The sequence below is a fragment of the Rufibacter roseus genome (assembly GCF_001647285.1).
GTDB classification, from domain to species: Bacteria; Bacteroidota; Bacteroidia; order Cytophagales; family Hymenobacteraceae; genus Nibribacter; species Nibribacter roseus.
Genome location: NZ_LRML01000005.1, coordinates 142,997 through 159,065, shown reverse-complemented (window position 1 = coordinate 159,065; position 16,069 = coordinate 142,997). Strand labels below are relative to the sequence as shown.

Here is a 16,069-nt window from a genome sequence, read left to right as displayed (position 1 = left end):
AATTTTAAATAACTAACAAACGATAGCTGTTTTGGGCCTGTTTTTAAAGAAACAAGTTTAAAACGGCTCGCGGGCAATCATTCCCTGTTTTTTGAAAATCAATACGGTGGCAAAAGCGGCCACACCTTCTTTCTTACCCACAAAGCCTAAATGCTCGGTTGTAGTGGCTTTAATAGAAACGTCTTCTTCGGCCACGCCCATTACCTCGGCCAAACAGGTTTTCATGGCCGGAATGTGCGGGTTTACTTTGGGCTCCTGCAAGCAAACAGTTGAATCAATGTTGCCTACCTCATAGCCTTTGCCCCGTATCAGTTGCATGACCTCGCGCAGCAGAATTTTGCTGTCAATGCCTTTGTACTTAGGGTCTTTGTCAGAAAAATGAAAGCCGATGTCGCGCAGGTTGGCGGCGCCCAGCAGAGCATCACAAATCACATGGATAAGTACGTCGGCATCGGAGTGGCCAAGGGCGCCGTGGGTGTGCGGAATCTTGATGCCGCCTAGCCAGAAATCAAGCCCCTCTTGCAGTTGGTGTACATCATAGCCGAAGCCGGTTCTTATATGAAAGCTCATTTGGGAGTGTTTAGTTGTTTGTTTTTAGTTATTAGAGAACCAAGATGGTTACTGCTTAAACATAACCGGGAAAGCGAAATCTGCAGTTATATTTTTGCCTTTGTTCTGGGCCGGGGACCATTTCTTCTTTGGGAGAAGGTTGGCTACCCGTAAGGCCTCCTCGTCTAGTAAAGGATGAGCTTTTTGCGCCACCCGTACATTGGTTAGCTGACCTTTTTCGTTGATGGTAGCAACAACAATGACCCTGCCTTGTATGCTGTCTTTCAAAGCTGCTGGAGGATATTTTAAGTTCTTAGTCAGAAACGCTGAAAAAGAACTGTTCCCGCCCGGAAATTCAGGGTGTTTCTCTATTTCCTTGATGCCATGTTTCTCCAGTTTTTCCTGAGCGGAAAGCGTGGCTAAATATTCCTTCTTGATGACATGCAGTGTTTGCTTTCCAGATTCATCATAAGTGAAAGTTTCCGCCACCATGTTGTTCACCCATATATTCTTAGAAGTTAAAGTGCCTGCTTCAGAATAGTACTTAAACTCACCGTGTCGGTTTTCTGGCTTCATGGAGGCAAAGTAGCCCAGCATCTGGACTTTGCCGTTGGGGTAATAATCAGTTACCTCAAAAGCCTTATCCACGGGTTTGATTGTTCGCAGATAAACGCGCTGCTGAAGATCAGAGGTCTCTTTCCAGCTTTTGTCAAACCAGACGGAGTCTACCTGCTGTGCATTGGCGGCTGCAGAAACAGCTATGGCCAGAAGAACTACAATCACTGCCTCCTTGGCTTTTTTTATAGACTTTGTCATGATTTTAGCAAAATTTTCGTGCCCTTGTTGGTATTATCGCCAACAAGGGAGTTGGCGCTTACATTTGAGATGAACGGCAAAAAGTTTTATTGATGACAACACCAACAAGGGCGGGTGCGGCAAGTTTGTAAACACTTGATTGCATATCTGTTTTGGGGCAATTTTTCAGAAAACAGCCCCAAAACAGATACTACATTTCCTCCAGTACTTCTTCCAGATCCTCGCGGGCTTCGTTGCCGGGCGCGGCGCGGTAGATCAGCGTAGAGCAGTTGTCGGGGCGAAGTACTTCCTGGGCTTGGCGGTGCAAATCTTCCACGGTAACGGCCTGTACCATTGCGCCTTCTTCATTGATGTGGTTGGGGTTGCCCATTAGTTTGCCAAAGGCAAGGTTCATAGCACGGTTCAGCAACTCAATCTCTGAAAACACAATAGAAGTTTCAGATTGATTTTTGACTTTCTGCAACTCCTCGGCGCTCACATATTCCATACGGAATTCTTCCACAATTTTTTCAATGGCGGCATCGGCTTTTTGTGGGTCTACCCCCACGTTCAGTTTCCCCTGAATTACCAGGAGGCCTGGTTCCATAGAACCGGTCACAAATGCTCCAATGGAGTTAAATAGCTTTTGCTCTTTTACCAGTTGGTTGTACAGGCGTGAAGAATTCCCTCGGCCCAGCACGTCACCTACTAAATCAGCGGCATAGTAGTCGGGGCTGGTGCGGCCGGGCATGTGGTACGTTTTGTAAATAGCGGTAAGCGGTACATCGGCGGTCACCTCTAAAAAACGGGCTTGAGTTTGGCGGGGCTCCTGCGGTAAGTTACGCTCATATTTTACGCCGCTTGGAATTGGGCCGAACCACTTTTCTGCCAGTTCTTTGGCTCTTTCAAAAGTAATGTTGCCAGCCACTACTAAGATGGCATTTAATGGCGAGTAGTGCTTCTTGAAAAAAGCCCGCACGTCATCCATTACGGCATTTTCAATGTGGCTGATTTCTTTGCCAATGGTAGCCCATTTGTACGGGTGTGTTTGGTAAGCCAGTGGCCTAAGCTTAAGCCATACATCACCGTAAGGCTTGTTCAGATAATTCTGCTTAAATTCCTCTACCACCACTTTGCGCTGTACCTCTAACCCTTGTTCACTAAACGCTAAACTCAGCATGCGGTCAGACTCCAGCCAAAAGCCAGTCTCTACGTTTTGTGCCGGTACGGTTAAGTAATAATTGGTGAGGTCGGGACTGGTGAAGGCATTGTTCTCCCCGCCAGCCTGCTGAAGCGGCTCATCATAGTTTGGTATGTTTACCGAACCACTGAACATGAGGTGCTCAAACAAGTGGGCAAAGCCCGTGTGGGTTTCTTCCTCGTCGCGGGAGCCTACGTTGTACAGCACATTTACCACCGCCAGCGGCGAAGTCGGGTCTTCATGCACAATGCACTGCAGGCCATTATCTAAAGTAAATTCTTTGAATTGGATCATAAGCTAAAGCACAATTTCTTATGTAATAAGAACGGAGATAGGCCTGCGAAGGTACATAAACCTAGCCTGAAAAGTAAACCGGTTCTAAAAGGCAAAGTTTTGCGCCCGAACAACCCTTGAATGAAGCTTTACGTTAGGTGCACCTTTGCCTGTGGGCATGCAAAATATTGGAGCACCGGATTAAAACGGCCATGATTTAATTCTGTTTTGGTGCTTATTTTAGAAAAGCAGGGCAAAAACACCTAAAAAAGCGCAAGCTTACTTATATTTCCCGTTAAATTTACTTCCCCCGCTGATAACGCTATTCTAATATGAATTTCAATAGAAAAGACTATACCGACGACGACCTGCTGATGCTGTACCGCGGCATTGTGAAGCCCCGCATGATTGAGGAGAAGATGCTGATTCTGCTGCGCCAAGGCAAAGTAAGCAAGTGGTTTTCGGGCATTGGGCAAGAGGCTATCTCGGTGGGCTCTACCCTGGCGTTAGACGCAGATGAATACATTCTGCCGTTGCACCGTAACTTGGGCGTTTTTACTTGCCGCGATATTCCGTTAGATCGTTTGTTTGCGCAGTTCCAGGGTAAGAAAACCGGTTTCACCAAAGGCCGCGACCGCTCTTTTCATTTCGGCACCAATGAGCACCATATTGTAGGCATGATCTCACACCTGGGTCCGCAGTTGGCCGTGGCCGATGGAATTGCCTTAGCCGACTTGCTGGAGAAACGGGAGAAAGTAACGGTGGTGTACAGCGGCGACGGTGGTGCCAGCGAAGGTGATTTCCATGAAGCGCTAAACGTAGCGGCGGTGTGGGGATTACCCGTTATATTTATTATTGAGAATAACGGCTACGGCCTGTCTACGCCTAGTAATGAGCAGTTCAAATGTCAGTACTTCATAGATAAAGGCCCCGCCTACGGTATAGATGCTCTGCAGATAGACGGCAACAACGTGCTGGAAGTGTATGACACCGTTCGCCAGACCGCCAGCAGCATCCGTAAAAATCCAAGACCTATTTTGATTGAGGCCATGACTTTCCGGATGCGTGGCCACGAAGAAGCATCGGGTACTAAATATGTGCCACAGGAGCTGTTTGAGCGCTGGAGCAAGAAAGATCCGGTAGATAACTTTGAGAAATACCTGCTGGATGAGAAGGTGCTCACGCCAAAATTAATGGCTTCCATAAGGGAAGAGATACGAGAAGAGATTGAGCGGGGGCTGGAGACGGCCTTCAACGCTCCTATGCCTACCCCAGACCCCAAAGAAGAAATAGCGGACATGTACCAGCCGTTCATTCAGACGGTTATCAAGCCCAAAGACAGCGCCCGCACTGATAAACGCTTTGTAGATGCCGTGTCAGATGGCCTGCGCCAGAGCCTGGAGCGGTACCCAGAACTGGTCATTATGGGGCAGGACATTGCCGAATACGGTGGTGTCTTTAAAGTAACCGAGGGTTTTGTGGAGAAATTCGGCAAAGGGCGCATCCGCAATACACCGCTGTGCGAGTCGGCTATTATTGGTGTGGGGTTGGGGCTTTCTATCAAAAAGAAAAAGGCGGTGGTAGAGATGCAGTTCGCTGATTTCGTGACCGAAGGCTTTAACCAAATAGTGAATAATTTGGCCAAAAGCCATTACCGCTGGGGCCAGAATGCCGACGTGGTGGTGCGTATGCCCACGGGGGCTGGTGCCGCAGCCGGACCCTTCCACTCGCAGAGCAACGAAGCGTGGTTTTTCCATACGCCAGGCCTGAAAATAGTATACCCTTCTACCCCTTATGATGCCAAAGGCTTGCTGGTCGCTTCTATTGAAGACCCTAACCCAGTCATGTACTTTGAGCACAAGCTGCTGTACCGTTCACTCACTGAGGCCATTCCAGATGATTATTATACCGTTGAAATAGGCCGCGCCAAACTGGCGCAGGAAGGTACTGATTTCTCTATTATCACTTACGGCATGGGTGTGCACTGGGCTAAGCAACTGCTGCAAACCATGCCAGACGTAAGCGCTGATGTGCTGGATTTGCGTACTTTGCTGCCTTGGGACAAAGAAGCCGTACAGCAAACAGTGGCCAAGACAGGGCGGGTAGTGGTTCTACATGAAGACACCCTTACCGGAGGCATTGGAGCTGAAATTGCTGCCTGGATCTCAGAGCACTGTTTTGAGCAGCTAGATGGCCCGGTGGTGCGGGTAGGTGGTTTAGACACCGCTATTCCGTTTTCCCCCCCGTTGGAGCAGGAGTTCCTGCCAATTAAACGCTTGCGCGAAAAGGTAGAGGCTTTGCTTAGCTTTTAAGTACTTGAATATAGCGTTTTAGGCATATTTTTGGTAAATTAGGTCTAAAACGCGGCCTACGTGTCCAACTATTTTAGGTTTGCGTATAACAGAGGAGATTTAAGTACTATGAAAATAAGGTCTGTTGCTTGCGTAGGAATTTTGATCTTGAGTATTTCACTAAGTGGGTGCAGCTCTGGAAAAATACCTTGCCCAGATGTGACCGGTAAGAAGAAGTTCTCTTTCTTTGGCCTTGCCAAGAAAAAAAGCGAGCCAACAGCCGAGGACCAAGCCAACGAAGGCCGCGATTATGGCGGACGCGACATGGATTTTGACAAGCGCGGGCTAGTGAAAAAGAAGAAAGTGAAACTAGCTTCGCCAAAGAAAAAAGGTACATTACTACAACGAATAGGACTAAAATGAAGCATTTCGCCAAAGTATTTCTAATAGGTTTTGTAGCTAGTCTTATGTGTCTGCTGGCGTTGCCAGCTTCAGCCCAAACAGAATTCATTTCTCCCGGTCAACAAAAAAGAGAACTCAAGAAAAGTTTACGTGAGGCAAAAAAGGTGAAATCAGACTACCAAGAAACGCATCTGAACGTAGAAGCTTATAATTTTAAAAGAGGGGAGAGCGGCCGCAAAAGAGTAAATGCCCAGGAACGAGACGAGGCGCTTATGAATACTGATGGCACCCCGGTCACTAAACCCAAAGTAAAACCCAAAAAGCAAAAGGCAGCCAAGCAGAAAAAGAAGAAGTAGTGCCTTTTCTTAACCCCAAACTTGAAAAACATGCAGTGGCATTCATTAAACAGTACAGACCAGTTAGAACAAATAAGAGAAGAGTCTAAAGAAAGACCTATCATTATCTTTAAACATAGTACCAGCTGTTCAATCAGCGCAACAGCCAAAAGCAGATTGGAGCGCCAATGGGCTGATGCGGGCTTAGACCAGGTAAAAGCTTATTATCTTGATTTGCTATCTTTCAGACCCGTTTCAAATGAAATTGCCAATGTGTTTGGGGTGCGCCATGAGTCACCGCAGTTGTTGCTGATCAAAGACGGGCAGTGCCAGTACAATGCCTCGCACTTGGGTATAAACCTGCAAGAAGTAAAGAAAGTAGCGGCCTAACTTACCGTGTAAAAGGAAGAAGTAGTAGAAAAGAGAAACAAAGCTGCCGTTTTAGGGTTAATTTAAGAAAATTAGCCCTAAAACGGCAGCTTGTATATAATATCAAGGAGAACTAACGTTCTGGAGAAGCCGCTAAGCGTAGTGAAACAGAAGGGTTTGCTGAATATCAGGGTGAAGGCTTAGGGCTACCGGGCAAGTGCGGGCGGCATTTTCCAGCATAGACCTCTCCTTGTCAGAGAACTGGCGGGCGGGCATTTGCACCTCCAGCACAATTTCTGAGATGCGACGTGGTTCGGCAGCCATCCGTTTGGTGATGGCCATGGTCATGTCGGTTAAGTCAATGGCGTTACGGTCTGCTACAATGCCCATAATGGTCATCATGCAGCTGCCCAGGGCGCTGCAGACTAAATCTGTGGGTGAGTAGGCTTCTCCCCGACCATTGTTGTCAACGGGGGCGTCGGTTACTACGGTGTTGCCAGATGCCAAATGGGTGCCCTGGGTGCGCAATTGGCCGGTATAGCGGAGCATCATTGAACTCATTGTCTTATTTTTAAGTATTTGGAGGTGCCTGTAAAGTTACTTACTTTTATACAAAACATAGCCTATAGCAACGTGCGTAAAATTTTACTCATACTACTTCTGACTTGCACTTTACCTGCCGGGTTGGCTTTTGGCCAGGTTCTGGAGGAAGAGGAAGGCTATACCCGTGAGTTTACGTACGGGTTAAACTTTAACACCAACGGCGGTCTATTGGGCGGAGCCATGATCAAGCAGGTCTACCACCTGCAAAACAAATGGTATCACTTTTGGGCCCTGGAAGGAGTTGAGGTGAAGCACCCGAAAGAAACCAGATGGCAGAACCATTATACTGGAGCCTCTTTTGTGGTGGGGAAAAGCAACTACTTGTTCGTGTTAAGGCCTCAGTACGGACGTGAGTACACCTTCTTCCGTAAAGCGGCAGAGTCTGGAGTGCAGGTAAACGGCTTAGTGGCCGCCGGCCCTTCTATAGGCTTTCTGGCGCCCTATTACATTCAGTATGACTATACCCGCTATGATAATAATGGCAATCCGCTGGGTCCTCCTGATGTAAGAACTGAGCAATATGACCCTAGTGTGCACACGCAACCAGATTATCGGATTGTAGGGAGCTCTGGGGTTTTTACAGGTCTGGCTGAGCCTACCCTAAAGTTTGGAGGCAACATAAAAGCAGGGGTAAGCTTTGAGTACGGCCGCTACATGGAAAGTGTGACCGGTATAGAGGTAGGTTTAATGTATGAAGCCTTTACCAGTGACATTGTTATTATTCCTCAGGCTACCAACAGCAGTAGTTTTACCTCCGTTTATCTTACGCTCTACTACGGCCGTCGCCGTTGAACATTCCTGGACACAAGAGTGTTTGTTGTCTATCCGCTACTCTCTTAGTACCTTTGTGCCATGGATCAATTGATAGCATTGCCGGTTATACAACCAGCAGAAGCTCAAACCAAAAACCGTAAGCCAGACTGGCTGCGTGTAAAGTTGCCTGTAGGCAAAGAATACGCAAAAGTTCGTCAGCTGGTGGATACTTACAAGTTGCATACTATCTGCGAAAGCGGAAATTGCCCTAACATGGGCGAGTGCTGGGGAGCCGGTACCGCCACCTTCATGATTTTAGGCAATGTATGTACCCGTTCCTGCTCTTTCTGTGCCGTAGCCACCGGCCGCCCCAATGAATATGATTTAGATGAGCCCCGCCGTGTAGCCGAGGCCATTCAGCTAATGGGCGTGAAGCATGCCGTTATCACTTCAGTGAACCGCGATGAATTGAAAGACCGTGGGGCCAGCGTTTGGCATGAGACCATTGTTCAAATCAAGAATTTGTCGCCAGAGACTACCATTGAAACCCTTATTCCGGATGTAAAAGCGAATTGGGAAGCATTGGAGGTAATGATTTCTGCAGGGCAGGAGGTGGTTTCTCACAACGTAGAGACCGTGAAAAGCCTTTACCGTCAGGTACGGCCACAGGCAAAGTATGACAGAAGCCTTGAGCAAATCAGACGCATAAAGGAGTACGGCAAGCGCACCAAAACTGGTATCATGTTAGGCTTAGGTGAAACCAAAGAGCAAGTATATGAGGCTATGGATGATTTAGCCGCTAATGGCTTAGACATTCTTACCTTAGGCCAATACCTGCAGCCTACCAAAATGCACTTGGAGGTAGCTGAGTTTATTCACCCAGATTTATTTGACCACTACCGTGAAGAAGGTTTGCGCCGGGGGCTTAAGTATGTGGAGTCTGGGCCTTTGGTTCGCTCTTCTTACCATGCTGAGCGCCACGTGCACGTATAGTTTTCTATATTTATCCAAAACAGATGAAAAAAGCCTTGCAACCTTGCAGGGCTTTTTTCGTTTAAGGCGTCTTGCATTATTCAAAGCTTGTTTCTCCTTGTGGTATTTATAAAAGTTCAAAGAATACAGTTGTATTTTTTTGTACTTAATATATCTGTATATTTTAATATTCAAGAGTTGTAATTCCTTGTTTACTGTCCTGTAGCAGGTATTATGCTGCTGTTCTTCTTAAGAATACTTATCAAAATTAATGTAATGTATTGATTTTTAATTAAATAAAATATTTAAGGGGTGTAATTAAGCGGGGAATAGTTATTCTTTATTCATGCTGAAAATGAAGAATTTGAACGGGTGTAAACAGAGGTATTTGCATCTTTTTTATACGCCGTAACTTTTGCAAAAGAAGCGAGTACACGAAGGAGCTCATATTCTAATATGACTATATAAGATTTGAGTTATCTGATAATAATTGTTACGTGGTCGCATGAAGAAAATTTTACACTTGATAGCAGCAATGTTTGCTATCGCATTTTCACCAAAAGCACAAGCCCAAACTGCCCCTAACCTTGGAGCAGCCCAGGAGTTCGCGGTGTTGGGTAGTACTTCGGTCACCAACGTGGGGAGCACGCTGGTTTACGCAGATTTGGGTACATCTGAAGATTTAAGTACCATCATTGGCTTTCCGCCAGGCATTGTACTTGGAGAAACTAGTAGAGGTGGCATAGAGCCCAAAGCAGCAGATGCAGATGCGCAGAATGCGTACAATGCGCTTGCGGCACAAACCCCAACACAAAATCTTACTGGTCAGCAATTAGGCAAAGGCTTTGCGCAAACGCCAGAAGCTGTCTTGGGTACTGTCTTGGGGCCAGGCGTTTATCGTTTTGATGGTGACGCTCTATTAAGAGGCCAGCTGCGCCTAGATGGAAGAGGGAACCCGAACAGCGTTTTCATTTTCCAAGTTAATGGCGACTTCAGGGTAGAAGACGGTTCTGTTATGTCTGTGCAAAATGGAGCGCAGCCTAAAAACATCTTCTTTCAAATTGCAGGAAACATAGTTGACGCCAACGGTCAATTAGTTGGTACTTCTGCGGCCTTGAAGGGGAATATGCTGGTTCAGAATGACATTACCCTAAGTGAAGGCACTACGCATGAAGGACGCCTGCTTTCCCTTAATGGGGATGTGTTTCTAAACAACAACACTATATTTCTTCCTACCATTGTTGAAACTGACCTGGCAATTACCAAAACAGTTGACAGATCAGTGGTAGCCATTGGCGACACCGTTACTTATACCATTACTGTTCGTAACCAAGGCCCAGATAATGCAACCGGTGTGCAGGTCAGGGAAACATTCCCAGATGAGGTTGCCTTTATTGACTACACCTCTACTTTAGATGGTGTGGCTGCTAATTTCCCTTATGACGCCAGCACTGGCGTTTTCTTCATTGGTGATCTTGATTTTGGCCAAACTGCTACTATTAGAATCAGAGCCCGTGTGTTGGCTTCCGGAACCGATATTCGTAACCGCGTAACAGTAATAGCAGATCAGCCTGACCCAGACGAAGATGATGATGAAGACGAGGAGCCGATAGATGTTCCAGCGGTAGTGACTGATCTGCAGGTGGTTAAAACTGTAGACAAGACCCGCGCAAACGTAGGCGATCGGTTGACTTACAACATCACTGTACAAAACAACGGGCCACAAAACGCTACGGGTGTTTTCGTGAGAGACATTCTTCCTGTAGGTCAAGTTAATTTTGACGGTGAAGCTACCGTTTCCTCCGGATCGTATGATATGTCCACTGGTATTTGGACGGTAGGGGACCTGAATAGCGGTGCTACTGCCACATTTACTATTTCAGGCACTATCACTTCCACCGGTACTATTGTAAACACGGCAACCGTGAGAGGCAATGAGGCTGACCAGCAGCCCGGCAACAATACATCAACAGTGGTAACAGTTGTACCTGGCACCGGTGGTGGCGGCGGAGATAATTTAGCCGACCTGCAGGTGACAAAATCTGTTGATCGGAGCCGAGCTAACCCTGGCCAAACCATAACTTATACTGTCACGGCCCGCAACGCTGGACCAGCAGCTGCTACCGGAGTAACGGTAACCGACGTGCTGCCAAGCGGTATGGTAAACTTTGGAACGGCTACAGTATCAAATGGCAGCTATAATGCCGCAACTGGTGTCTGGGCAATTGGTGAGTTGGCAGCTGGAGCTGCCGCTACCTTTACTGTAACGGGTACTATCACCGCCACAAGTGGCAATTTTGTCAATACAGCCGTGATAGACGGAGATCAGGATGATGAGCGGCCGGAGAACAATACTTCTACCGTCATCACTATAATAGTACCAGACGGAACTAACCCTGACGAACCAGATCCAAACGCCGCCACTGATTTACAAGTAGTGAAGACAGTAGACCGCACCCGCGCCATGGTGGGTGATCCGCTGACTTACACTGTTACTGTGCGCAACAACGGGCCTAACGCGGCCACCAACGTGCTGGTAGTTGACGTGCTACCGGTGGCGCAGGTGAACTTTGGAACACCTACCATCCCGTCCGGTGATACATACAACCCTGCCACCGGCGTGTGGGTAGTGGGTGATCTGGCAGCAGGCGCTACCGCTACTTTCACTGTAACGGGCACCATAACGGCGGCAGGTACTATTGTGAACACCGCCGTAGTACGAGGCAACGAAGCTGATCCGCAGCCGCAGAACAATACCTCTACCGTTATCACTATTGTAGATGGAGATAACCAAGAGCCAGGTGTGCTGGCAGATCTACAGGTGGTTAAAACGGTAGATAAAACCCGCGCGAATGTAGGTGACCCTCTTACCTATAACATTACTGTTACAAACAACGGACCGGCAAATGCCACCGGAGTTATATTAGTAGACAGGCTGCCAAGTGGTCAAGTCAATTTTGCCATGCAACCTGTGGTTTCTACTGGCACTTATAACATGTCTACCGGAATCTGGAACATTGGTAATCTTGCCAGTGGACAGTCTGCCACCTTTATGATGATGGGTACAATTACAGCTACCGGTACTATTGTCAATACTGCCACTGTTGGCGGTAATGAAGCAGACCAGCAACCGGGCAACAACACTTCAACCGTTATAACGGTAGTTGGGCCTGGTACTGGTGGCCCTGGAGACGGCGGTACTGATCTGCAAGTGGTGAAGACGGTAGATAAGAGCCGCGTAGCCACTGGGCAGACAATTACTTATACTGTAACAGCTCGCAACATAGGTCCCAATGCGGCCACTGGCGTCACAGTAACAGATGCTCTGCCTACTGGTATGGTGAACTTTGGAACGGCTACAGTTTCAAACGGCACCTTTGATGCCTCTACCGGTGTGTGGACCATAGGAAACTTAGGCGTTGGTGCCACTGCTACCTTTACAATTACAGGTACTGTGACAGCTAACAGCGGTAACATTGTCAACACTGCTGTGATTGACGGTGATCAACAAGATGAGCGTCCTGAGAACAATACCTCAACGGTCATCACAGTAATTACAGACGGTACAGATCCTAACCCTGCTAATGCCACTGACCTGCAGGTAGTTAAAACGGTTGACAAAACCCGCGCGAGTGTTGGCGACCCGCTTACCTACACGGTGACGGTGCGCAACAACGGCCCTAACGCAGCAACCAACGTGCTGGTGATAGATGTGCTGCCAGATATGCAAGCTAATTTCGGCACGCCTACCATCTCTGGAGGTGGTACCTACAACAGAGTCACGGGTATATGGACAGTAGGTAACTTAGCTACCGGCTCAACAGCCACTTTCACCGTGACTGGAACAATTACTTCGGCTGGTACTATTGTGAACACAGCCATTGTAAGAGGGGATGAGGCGGATCCGCAGCCACAGAACAACACCTCTACCGTTATCACAATTGTTGACAGAGATGGTGGCCCTGGAGTTTTAGCTGACTTGCAGATAACTAAGACTGTTGATAAAACCCGAGCCACTGTTGGGCAGCCGTTGTTCTATGTAATTACTGCCCGTAACAACGGACCAGCTAATGCCACCGGAGTAATTGTTCGTGATAGGTTGCCAGTTGACCAGCTAAACATCAGCGGACAGCCAAATGTGTCTACCGGCTCTTATAACATGAGTACCGGAATCTGGAACATTGGTAATCTTGCCAGCGGCCAAGAAGTGACCATGACTGTAGCTGGTACCATTACCGCCACCGGAACTATTGTGAACACTGCTACTATTGGCGGAAATGAGGCTGATCAAAACCCAGGCAACAATACGGCAACTGTGGTAACAGTAGTTGGTACTGGAGCCGGAGGAGGAAGCCTTGCTGATCTGCAAGTGGTGAAGACCGTTGATAAAACCCGTGCCACAACTGGCCAGACACTTACCTACACAATAACTGCCAGAAACGCGGGGCCAAATGCGGCAACCGGTGTAATGGTAACAGATATATTACCCGTTGCGCAGTTAGACATTGATGGACAGCCAAGAGTAACTACTGGTTCTTACAATGCCACAACTGGAATATGGTCCATCGGAAACCTGGAAGTAGGACAAAGTGCGATAATGATTGTCACAGGTACTATCACTGCTACCAGTGGCTCTATCATCAATACCGCAGTTATCTCCGGAAACCAGGTAGATGAGCGGCCGGAAAATAATACTTCTACTGTAATTACCATCATCAGCGGTGAAGACGTTGATCCAGGAATGGCTACTGATCTACAAGTAGTAAAGACAGTAGATAAAACGATGGCTGCCGTAGGAGATGCCTTGCGCTATACGGTAACAGCTCGTAACAATGGACCAAACACTGCCACTGGCGTGATGGTACTAGACATACTGCCTACGGCGCAGGTAACGATCAATGGCCAACCAGCCGTTTCAAGAGGGTCTTACAACATGGCTACGGGCGTATGGACTATAGGTAATCTGGCTCCGGGGCAAATGGTGGTGATGACGGTGAATGGAACGATCACATCTGCCGGTACAATTGTAAACACCGCCACTGTTACTGGCAATGAAGCTGATAACCAACCTCAGAATAACTCTTCTACTGTGATCACTATAGTAGGTGCTGGTGGAGGTTTGGCCAACTTATCAATCACAAAGTCTGCTGACGAAAGTGAGGTGACATTAGGTGAAAACATTACCTACATCCTACGCGCCGAGAATGCCGGCCCTGGTGATGCTACTGGGGTAACTGTGACAGACGTGCTGCCAAACGGCTTGCAGTTTGTAAGTGCGGCACCAGCTGATGCCTACAATAACTCCACCGGTGTATGGACCATAGGTAATCTTCTAAATGGAGAGTTCAGAGAGTTGACCATTACCGCTACCACTACCATGGCAGGTAGAATTGCAAACACCGCCGTGGTTGATGGAAACGAAGATGATCCGGATGAAGATGATAACACTGATACTGAAAACACTTGCGTGCGGCCAACGACTCCAATAGTAGGCAACACCTCTGTGTGTGCGGGTAATAATGCCACCTTCTCTATTGCGCCAATTGCTGGAGTAACCACCTTTGAGGTAACTGGTCTTCCGGCTGGGGTCACAAGAGTATCTGGCGGCGGTAACACTATAACCCTGCAAGTAGGATCAAATGTGCCGGCAGGTACTTACAACCTCTCATTTATAGCAGTAAACCCTAACAGTAATTGCTCTAACAGCGTACCGTCTACTGCTTCGTTGACTGTGAATAGAATACCTGATGCACCTGGTGCCATCACAGCGTCTACTGACCAATACTGCTCAGGCGTAGCTGTCACGCTTAGTGTGACTCCGGTAACAGGCGCCACCAGCTACACCTGGACCTTGCCACAAGGCTGGACTTTCCAGGGAGATAATACTGGGGCTACTGTAACAGTAATACCAAGTTCTACTGCCGGAACTGTGTCTGTCACCGCTAATAATACTTGTGGGCAGAGTGCTGCTTCAACTACGGCAACTATCACGCCTGGTGCTACGCCTGCCACTCCGGAAATTATGGACAACACCGGACCATGTAGAGGACTAGATTACTCTATCATGTCTCCTGAAGCTGGAGTTACCTACACCTGGACCGCACCAGCGGGCTTCACATTCACTGGTGGTGGAACCACTGCCACAGGAACCTCTGTCACTCTGCAGGCTAGTTCACCAAATGCTGCCGGAACACTGACGGTGGTGGCCAGCAACGGTGGTTGCGGAAGCGCTACTGCCTCTGTTGAAATCAATGCGGCAGATGGAAACAGTGAGCTGTTCTTCCCGACAGTGTTTAGCCCTAACGGAGACGGCGTGAACGACACTTGGGTAATTGAGAACCTGTTGAAGTTCCCAGACAACGATCTGTTCATCTACAACCGCTGGGGTAATGAAGTATTCAGAACCCGTAGCTACCGTAACACTTGGGCGGCTAATGGTCTGGAAGAAGCTACTTACTTCTATGTATTAAGAGTAAGGGGCTGTAACGGACAGGAGCAAACCTACAGAGGTTGGGTACAAGTAGTTCGCTAATTGCTGAGTGTAACATTAATTATCAATAACATGAAAAGAAGTTTAATACTGATCATGACGATGCTGGCTTCCGGAAGTCTCTGGGCCCAGCATCGGCCACAGTACACCCAATATATATTTAATCAATTGGTGATCAACCCTGCTTATGCGGGAGTAAAGGAAAACCTGACCATGAACGCTTTCCACCGCACCCAGTGGACTGACTTGGCAGGATCTCCTAACACACAGACCTTCAGTTTAGATGGCCTTACCCGTAGCAGAAGTATAGGGCTGGGTTTCCATGCTACCCGCGATGAGATTGGAGCGCAGAACCGTAAAAACGTAACCATTGATGCCTCTGTTAAACTGCCATTAAGCGCCAGCAGTGTAATTAGTGTCGGGTTGGCAGCGGGTATGTCTCACTTTGCGGTAGATGGCAGTAAGCTGGTAACCGGCAGCGATCCAAATAGACCAGACGACCCAGCGGTGATCAATGCTCTGAAAGAGAGAACCTGGAGCCCAAACTTGAATTTGGGGGTTTTCTACCATACTGAGCGCTTTTACGCAGGGGTGTCGGTTACTGACCTTTTGGGCATAGACAGAGACATCAACTATGACCCAGAAAGACACTACTTCTTTACCGCTGGTTACGTGGCAGATATAGGCGAGAATGTCAAGTTCAAACCCAGCTTTATGCTGAAAGACAATTTTGACGGTCCTTCTAACGTAGACTTCAACTTCTTCTTTCTGTTTAAAGAGCGTATCTGGCTCGGAACCTCGTACCGTACCGGAATCAACATCTTCAAAAATGATTTTGAAGGCAAAGGCTTAAGCCACAGAGATGCCATTGCGGTTATGACTGACATTTATATAACTCCAAGGTTCCGGCTGGGCTATGCCTATGACTTTACCCTGCACAATACCCTCAGTGACTTGAGTACTCATGAGATATCTGTTGGCTACACCTTCCTGCGTAAGCAGGAAACGAAGATGGTAACCCCGCGGTATTTCTAAC

12 protein-coding genes are annotated in these 16,069 nt (G+C 47.8%); 8 read left to right on the top strand and 4 right to left on the bottom strand.

The features are described 5' to 3' along the window. Nucleotides 1-57 precede the first annotated feature (57 nt). The 3 genes from ispF to A8O23_RS09100 form a co-directional block, all read right to left on the bottom strand. Nucleotides 58-570, bottom strand: a complete 513-nt coding sequence (gene ispF, locus A8O23_RS09110; protein ID WP_066619936.1) for a 2-C-methyl-D-erythritol 2,4-cyclodiphosphate synthase — start codon at nucleotides 568-570, stop codon at nucleotides 58-60. Between the two features lie 48 nt (nucleotides 571-618). Then, on the bottom strand, nucleotides 619-1,365 hold the full coding sequence (locus tag A8O23_RS09105) for an energy transducer TonB (RefSeq protein ID WP_066619934.1): 747 nt from the start codon (nucleotides 1,363-1,365) through the stop codon (nucleotides 619-621). A 190-nt stretch (nucleotides 1,366-1,555) separates the two neighbouring features. Further along, the gene (locus A8O23_RS09100) at nucleotides 1,556-2,839 is read right to left on the bottom strand and encodes a M16 family metallopeptidase (protein ID WP_066619932.1); all 1,284 of its coding nucleotides are present in this window, start codon (nucleotides 2,837-2,839) and stop codon (nucleotides 1,556-1,558) included. A 311-nt stretch (nucleotides 2,840-3,150) separates the two neighbouring features. Between A8O23_RS09100 and A8O23_RS09095 the strand changes: the two genes are divergently transcribed. The 4 genes from A8O23_RS09095 (at nucleotide 3,151) to ytxJ (ending at nucleotide 6,236) form a co-directional block, all read left to right on the top strand. Next, entirely contained in the window at nucleotides 3,151-5,130 is a 1,980-nt protein-coding gene (locus A8O23_RS09095; protein ID WP_066619930.1) for an alpha-ketoacid dehydrogenase subunit alpha/beta, read from the top strand. Nucleotides 5,131-5,238: 108 nt separating this feature from the next. Further along, entirely contained in the window at nucleotides 5,239-5,532 is a 294-nt protein-coding gene (locus A8O23_RS09090) for a hypothetical protein (RefSeq protein ID WP_153042135.1), read from the top strand. Continuing rightward, nucleotides 5,529-5,867, top strand: coding sequence for a hypothetical protein (locus A8O23_RS09085; protein WP_066619925.1), 339 nt, complete (start codon nucleotides 5,529-5,531; stop codon nucleotides 5,865-5,867). The genes A8O23_RS09090 and A8O23_RS09085 overlap by 4 nt, the downstream gene beginning before the upstream one ends. A 30-nt stretch (nucleotides 5,868-5,897) precedes the next feature. Further along, nucleotides 5,898-6,236, top strand: a complete 339-nt coding sequence (gene ytxJ, locus A8O23_RS09080) for a bacillithiol system redox-active protein YtxJ (RefSeq protein ID WP_066619922.1) — start codon at nucleotides 5,898-5,900, stop codon at nucleotides 6,234-6,236. 132 nt (nucleotides 6,237-6,368) lie between these two features. On the opposite strand, the gene A8O23_RS09075 is transcribed toward ytxJ, so the two are convergent. After that, nucleotides 6,369-6,776, bottom strand: a complete 408-nt coding sequence (locus A8O23_RS09075; RefSeq protein WP_066619919.1) for an OsmC family protein — start codon at nucleotides 6,774-6,776, stop codon at nucleotides 6,369-6,371. 72 nt (nucleotides 6,777-6,848) lie between these two features. Here A8O23_RS09075 and A8O23_RS09070 point away from each other — a divergent pair, with 72 nt between their 5' ends. The 4 genes from A8O23_RS09070 to A8O23_RS09055 all read left to right on the top strand — a co-directional run bounded on the left by A8O23_RS09070 (nucleotide 6,849) and on the right by A8O23_RS09055 (nucleotide 16,068). Beyond that, nucleotides 6,849-7,610 (top strand): hypothetical protein, encoded by a 762-nt coding sequence (locus A8O23_RS09070; protein WP_066620433.1) that lies wholly within the window; start codon nucleotides 6,849-6,851, stop codon nucleotides 7,608-7,610. A 69-nt stretch (nucleotides 7,611-7,679) separates the two neighbouring features. Beyond that, on the top strand, nucleotides 7,680-8,564 hold the full coding sequence (gene lipA, locus A8O23_RS09065; protein ID WP_066620425.1) for a lipoyl synthase: 885 nt from the start codon (nucleotides 7,680-7,682) through the stop codon (nucleotides 8,562-8,564). A gap of 484 nt (nucleotides 8,565-9,048) precedes the next feature. Next, on the top strand, nucleotides 9,049-15,075 hold the full coding sequence (locus A8O23_RS09060) for a DUF7507 domain-containing protein (RefSeq protein ID WP_082882970.1): 6,027 nt from the start codon (nucleotides 9,049-9,051) through the stop codon (nucleotides 15,073-15,075). A gap of 30 nt (nucleotides 15,076-15,105) precedes the next feature. Then, nucleotides 15,106-16,068 (top strand): PorP/SprF family type IX secretion system membrane protein, encoded by a 963-nt coding sequence (locus tag A8O23_RS09055; protein WP_066619910.1) that lies wholly within the window; start codon nucleotides 15,106-15,108, stop codon nucleotides 16,066-16,068. Nucleotide 16,069: the final 1 nt, after the last annotated feature.

Excerpts from the sequence above, each read along its gene's own strand:
- ispF (WP_066619936.1), bottom strand. The coding sequence starts at position 570 with ATGAGCTTTCATATAAGAACCGGCTTCGGCTATGATGTACACCAACTG.
- A8O23_RS09105 (WP_066619934.1), bottom strand. The coding sequence starts at position 1,365 with ATGACAAAGTCTATAAAAAAAGCCAAGGAGGCAGTGATTGTAGTTCTT.
- A8O23_RS09100 (WP_066619932.1), bottom strand. The coding sequence starts at position 2,839 with ATGATCCAATTCAAAGAATTTACTTTAGATAATGGCCTGCAGTGCATT.
- A8O23_RS09095 (WP_066619930.1), top strand. The coding sequence starts at position 3,151 with ATGAATTTCAATAGAAAAGACTATACCGACGACGACCTGCTGATGCTG.
- A8O23_RS09090 (WP_153042135.1), top strand. The coding sequence starts at position 5,239 with ATGAAAATAAGGTCTGTTGCTTGCGTAGGAATTTTGATCTTGAGTATT.
- A8O23_RS09085 (WP_066619925.1), top strand. The coding sequence starts at position 5,529 with ATGAAGCATTTCGCCAAAGTATTTCTAATAGGTTTTGTAGCTAGTCTT.
- ytxJ (WP_066619922.1), top strand. The coding sequence starts at position 5,898 with ATGCAGTGGCATTCATTAAACAGTACAGACCAGTTAGAACAAATAAGA.
- A8O23_RS09075 (WP_066619919.1), bottom strand. The coding sequence starts at position 6,776 with ATGAGTTCAATGATGCTCCGCTATACCGGCCAATTGCGCACCCAGGGC.
- A8O23_RS09060 (WP_082882970.1), top strand. The coding sequence starts at position 9,049 with ATGAAGAAAATTTTACACTTGATAGCAGCAATGTTTGCTATCGCATTT.
- A8O23_RS09055 (WP_066619910.1), top strand. The coding sequence starts at position 15,106 with ATGAAAAGAAGTTTAATACTGATCATGACGATGCTGGCTTCCGGAAGT.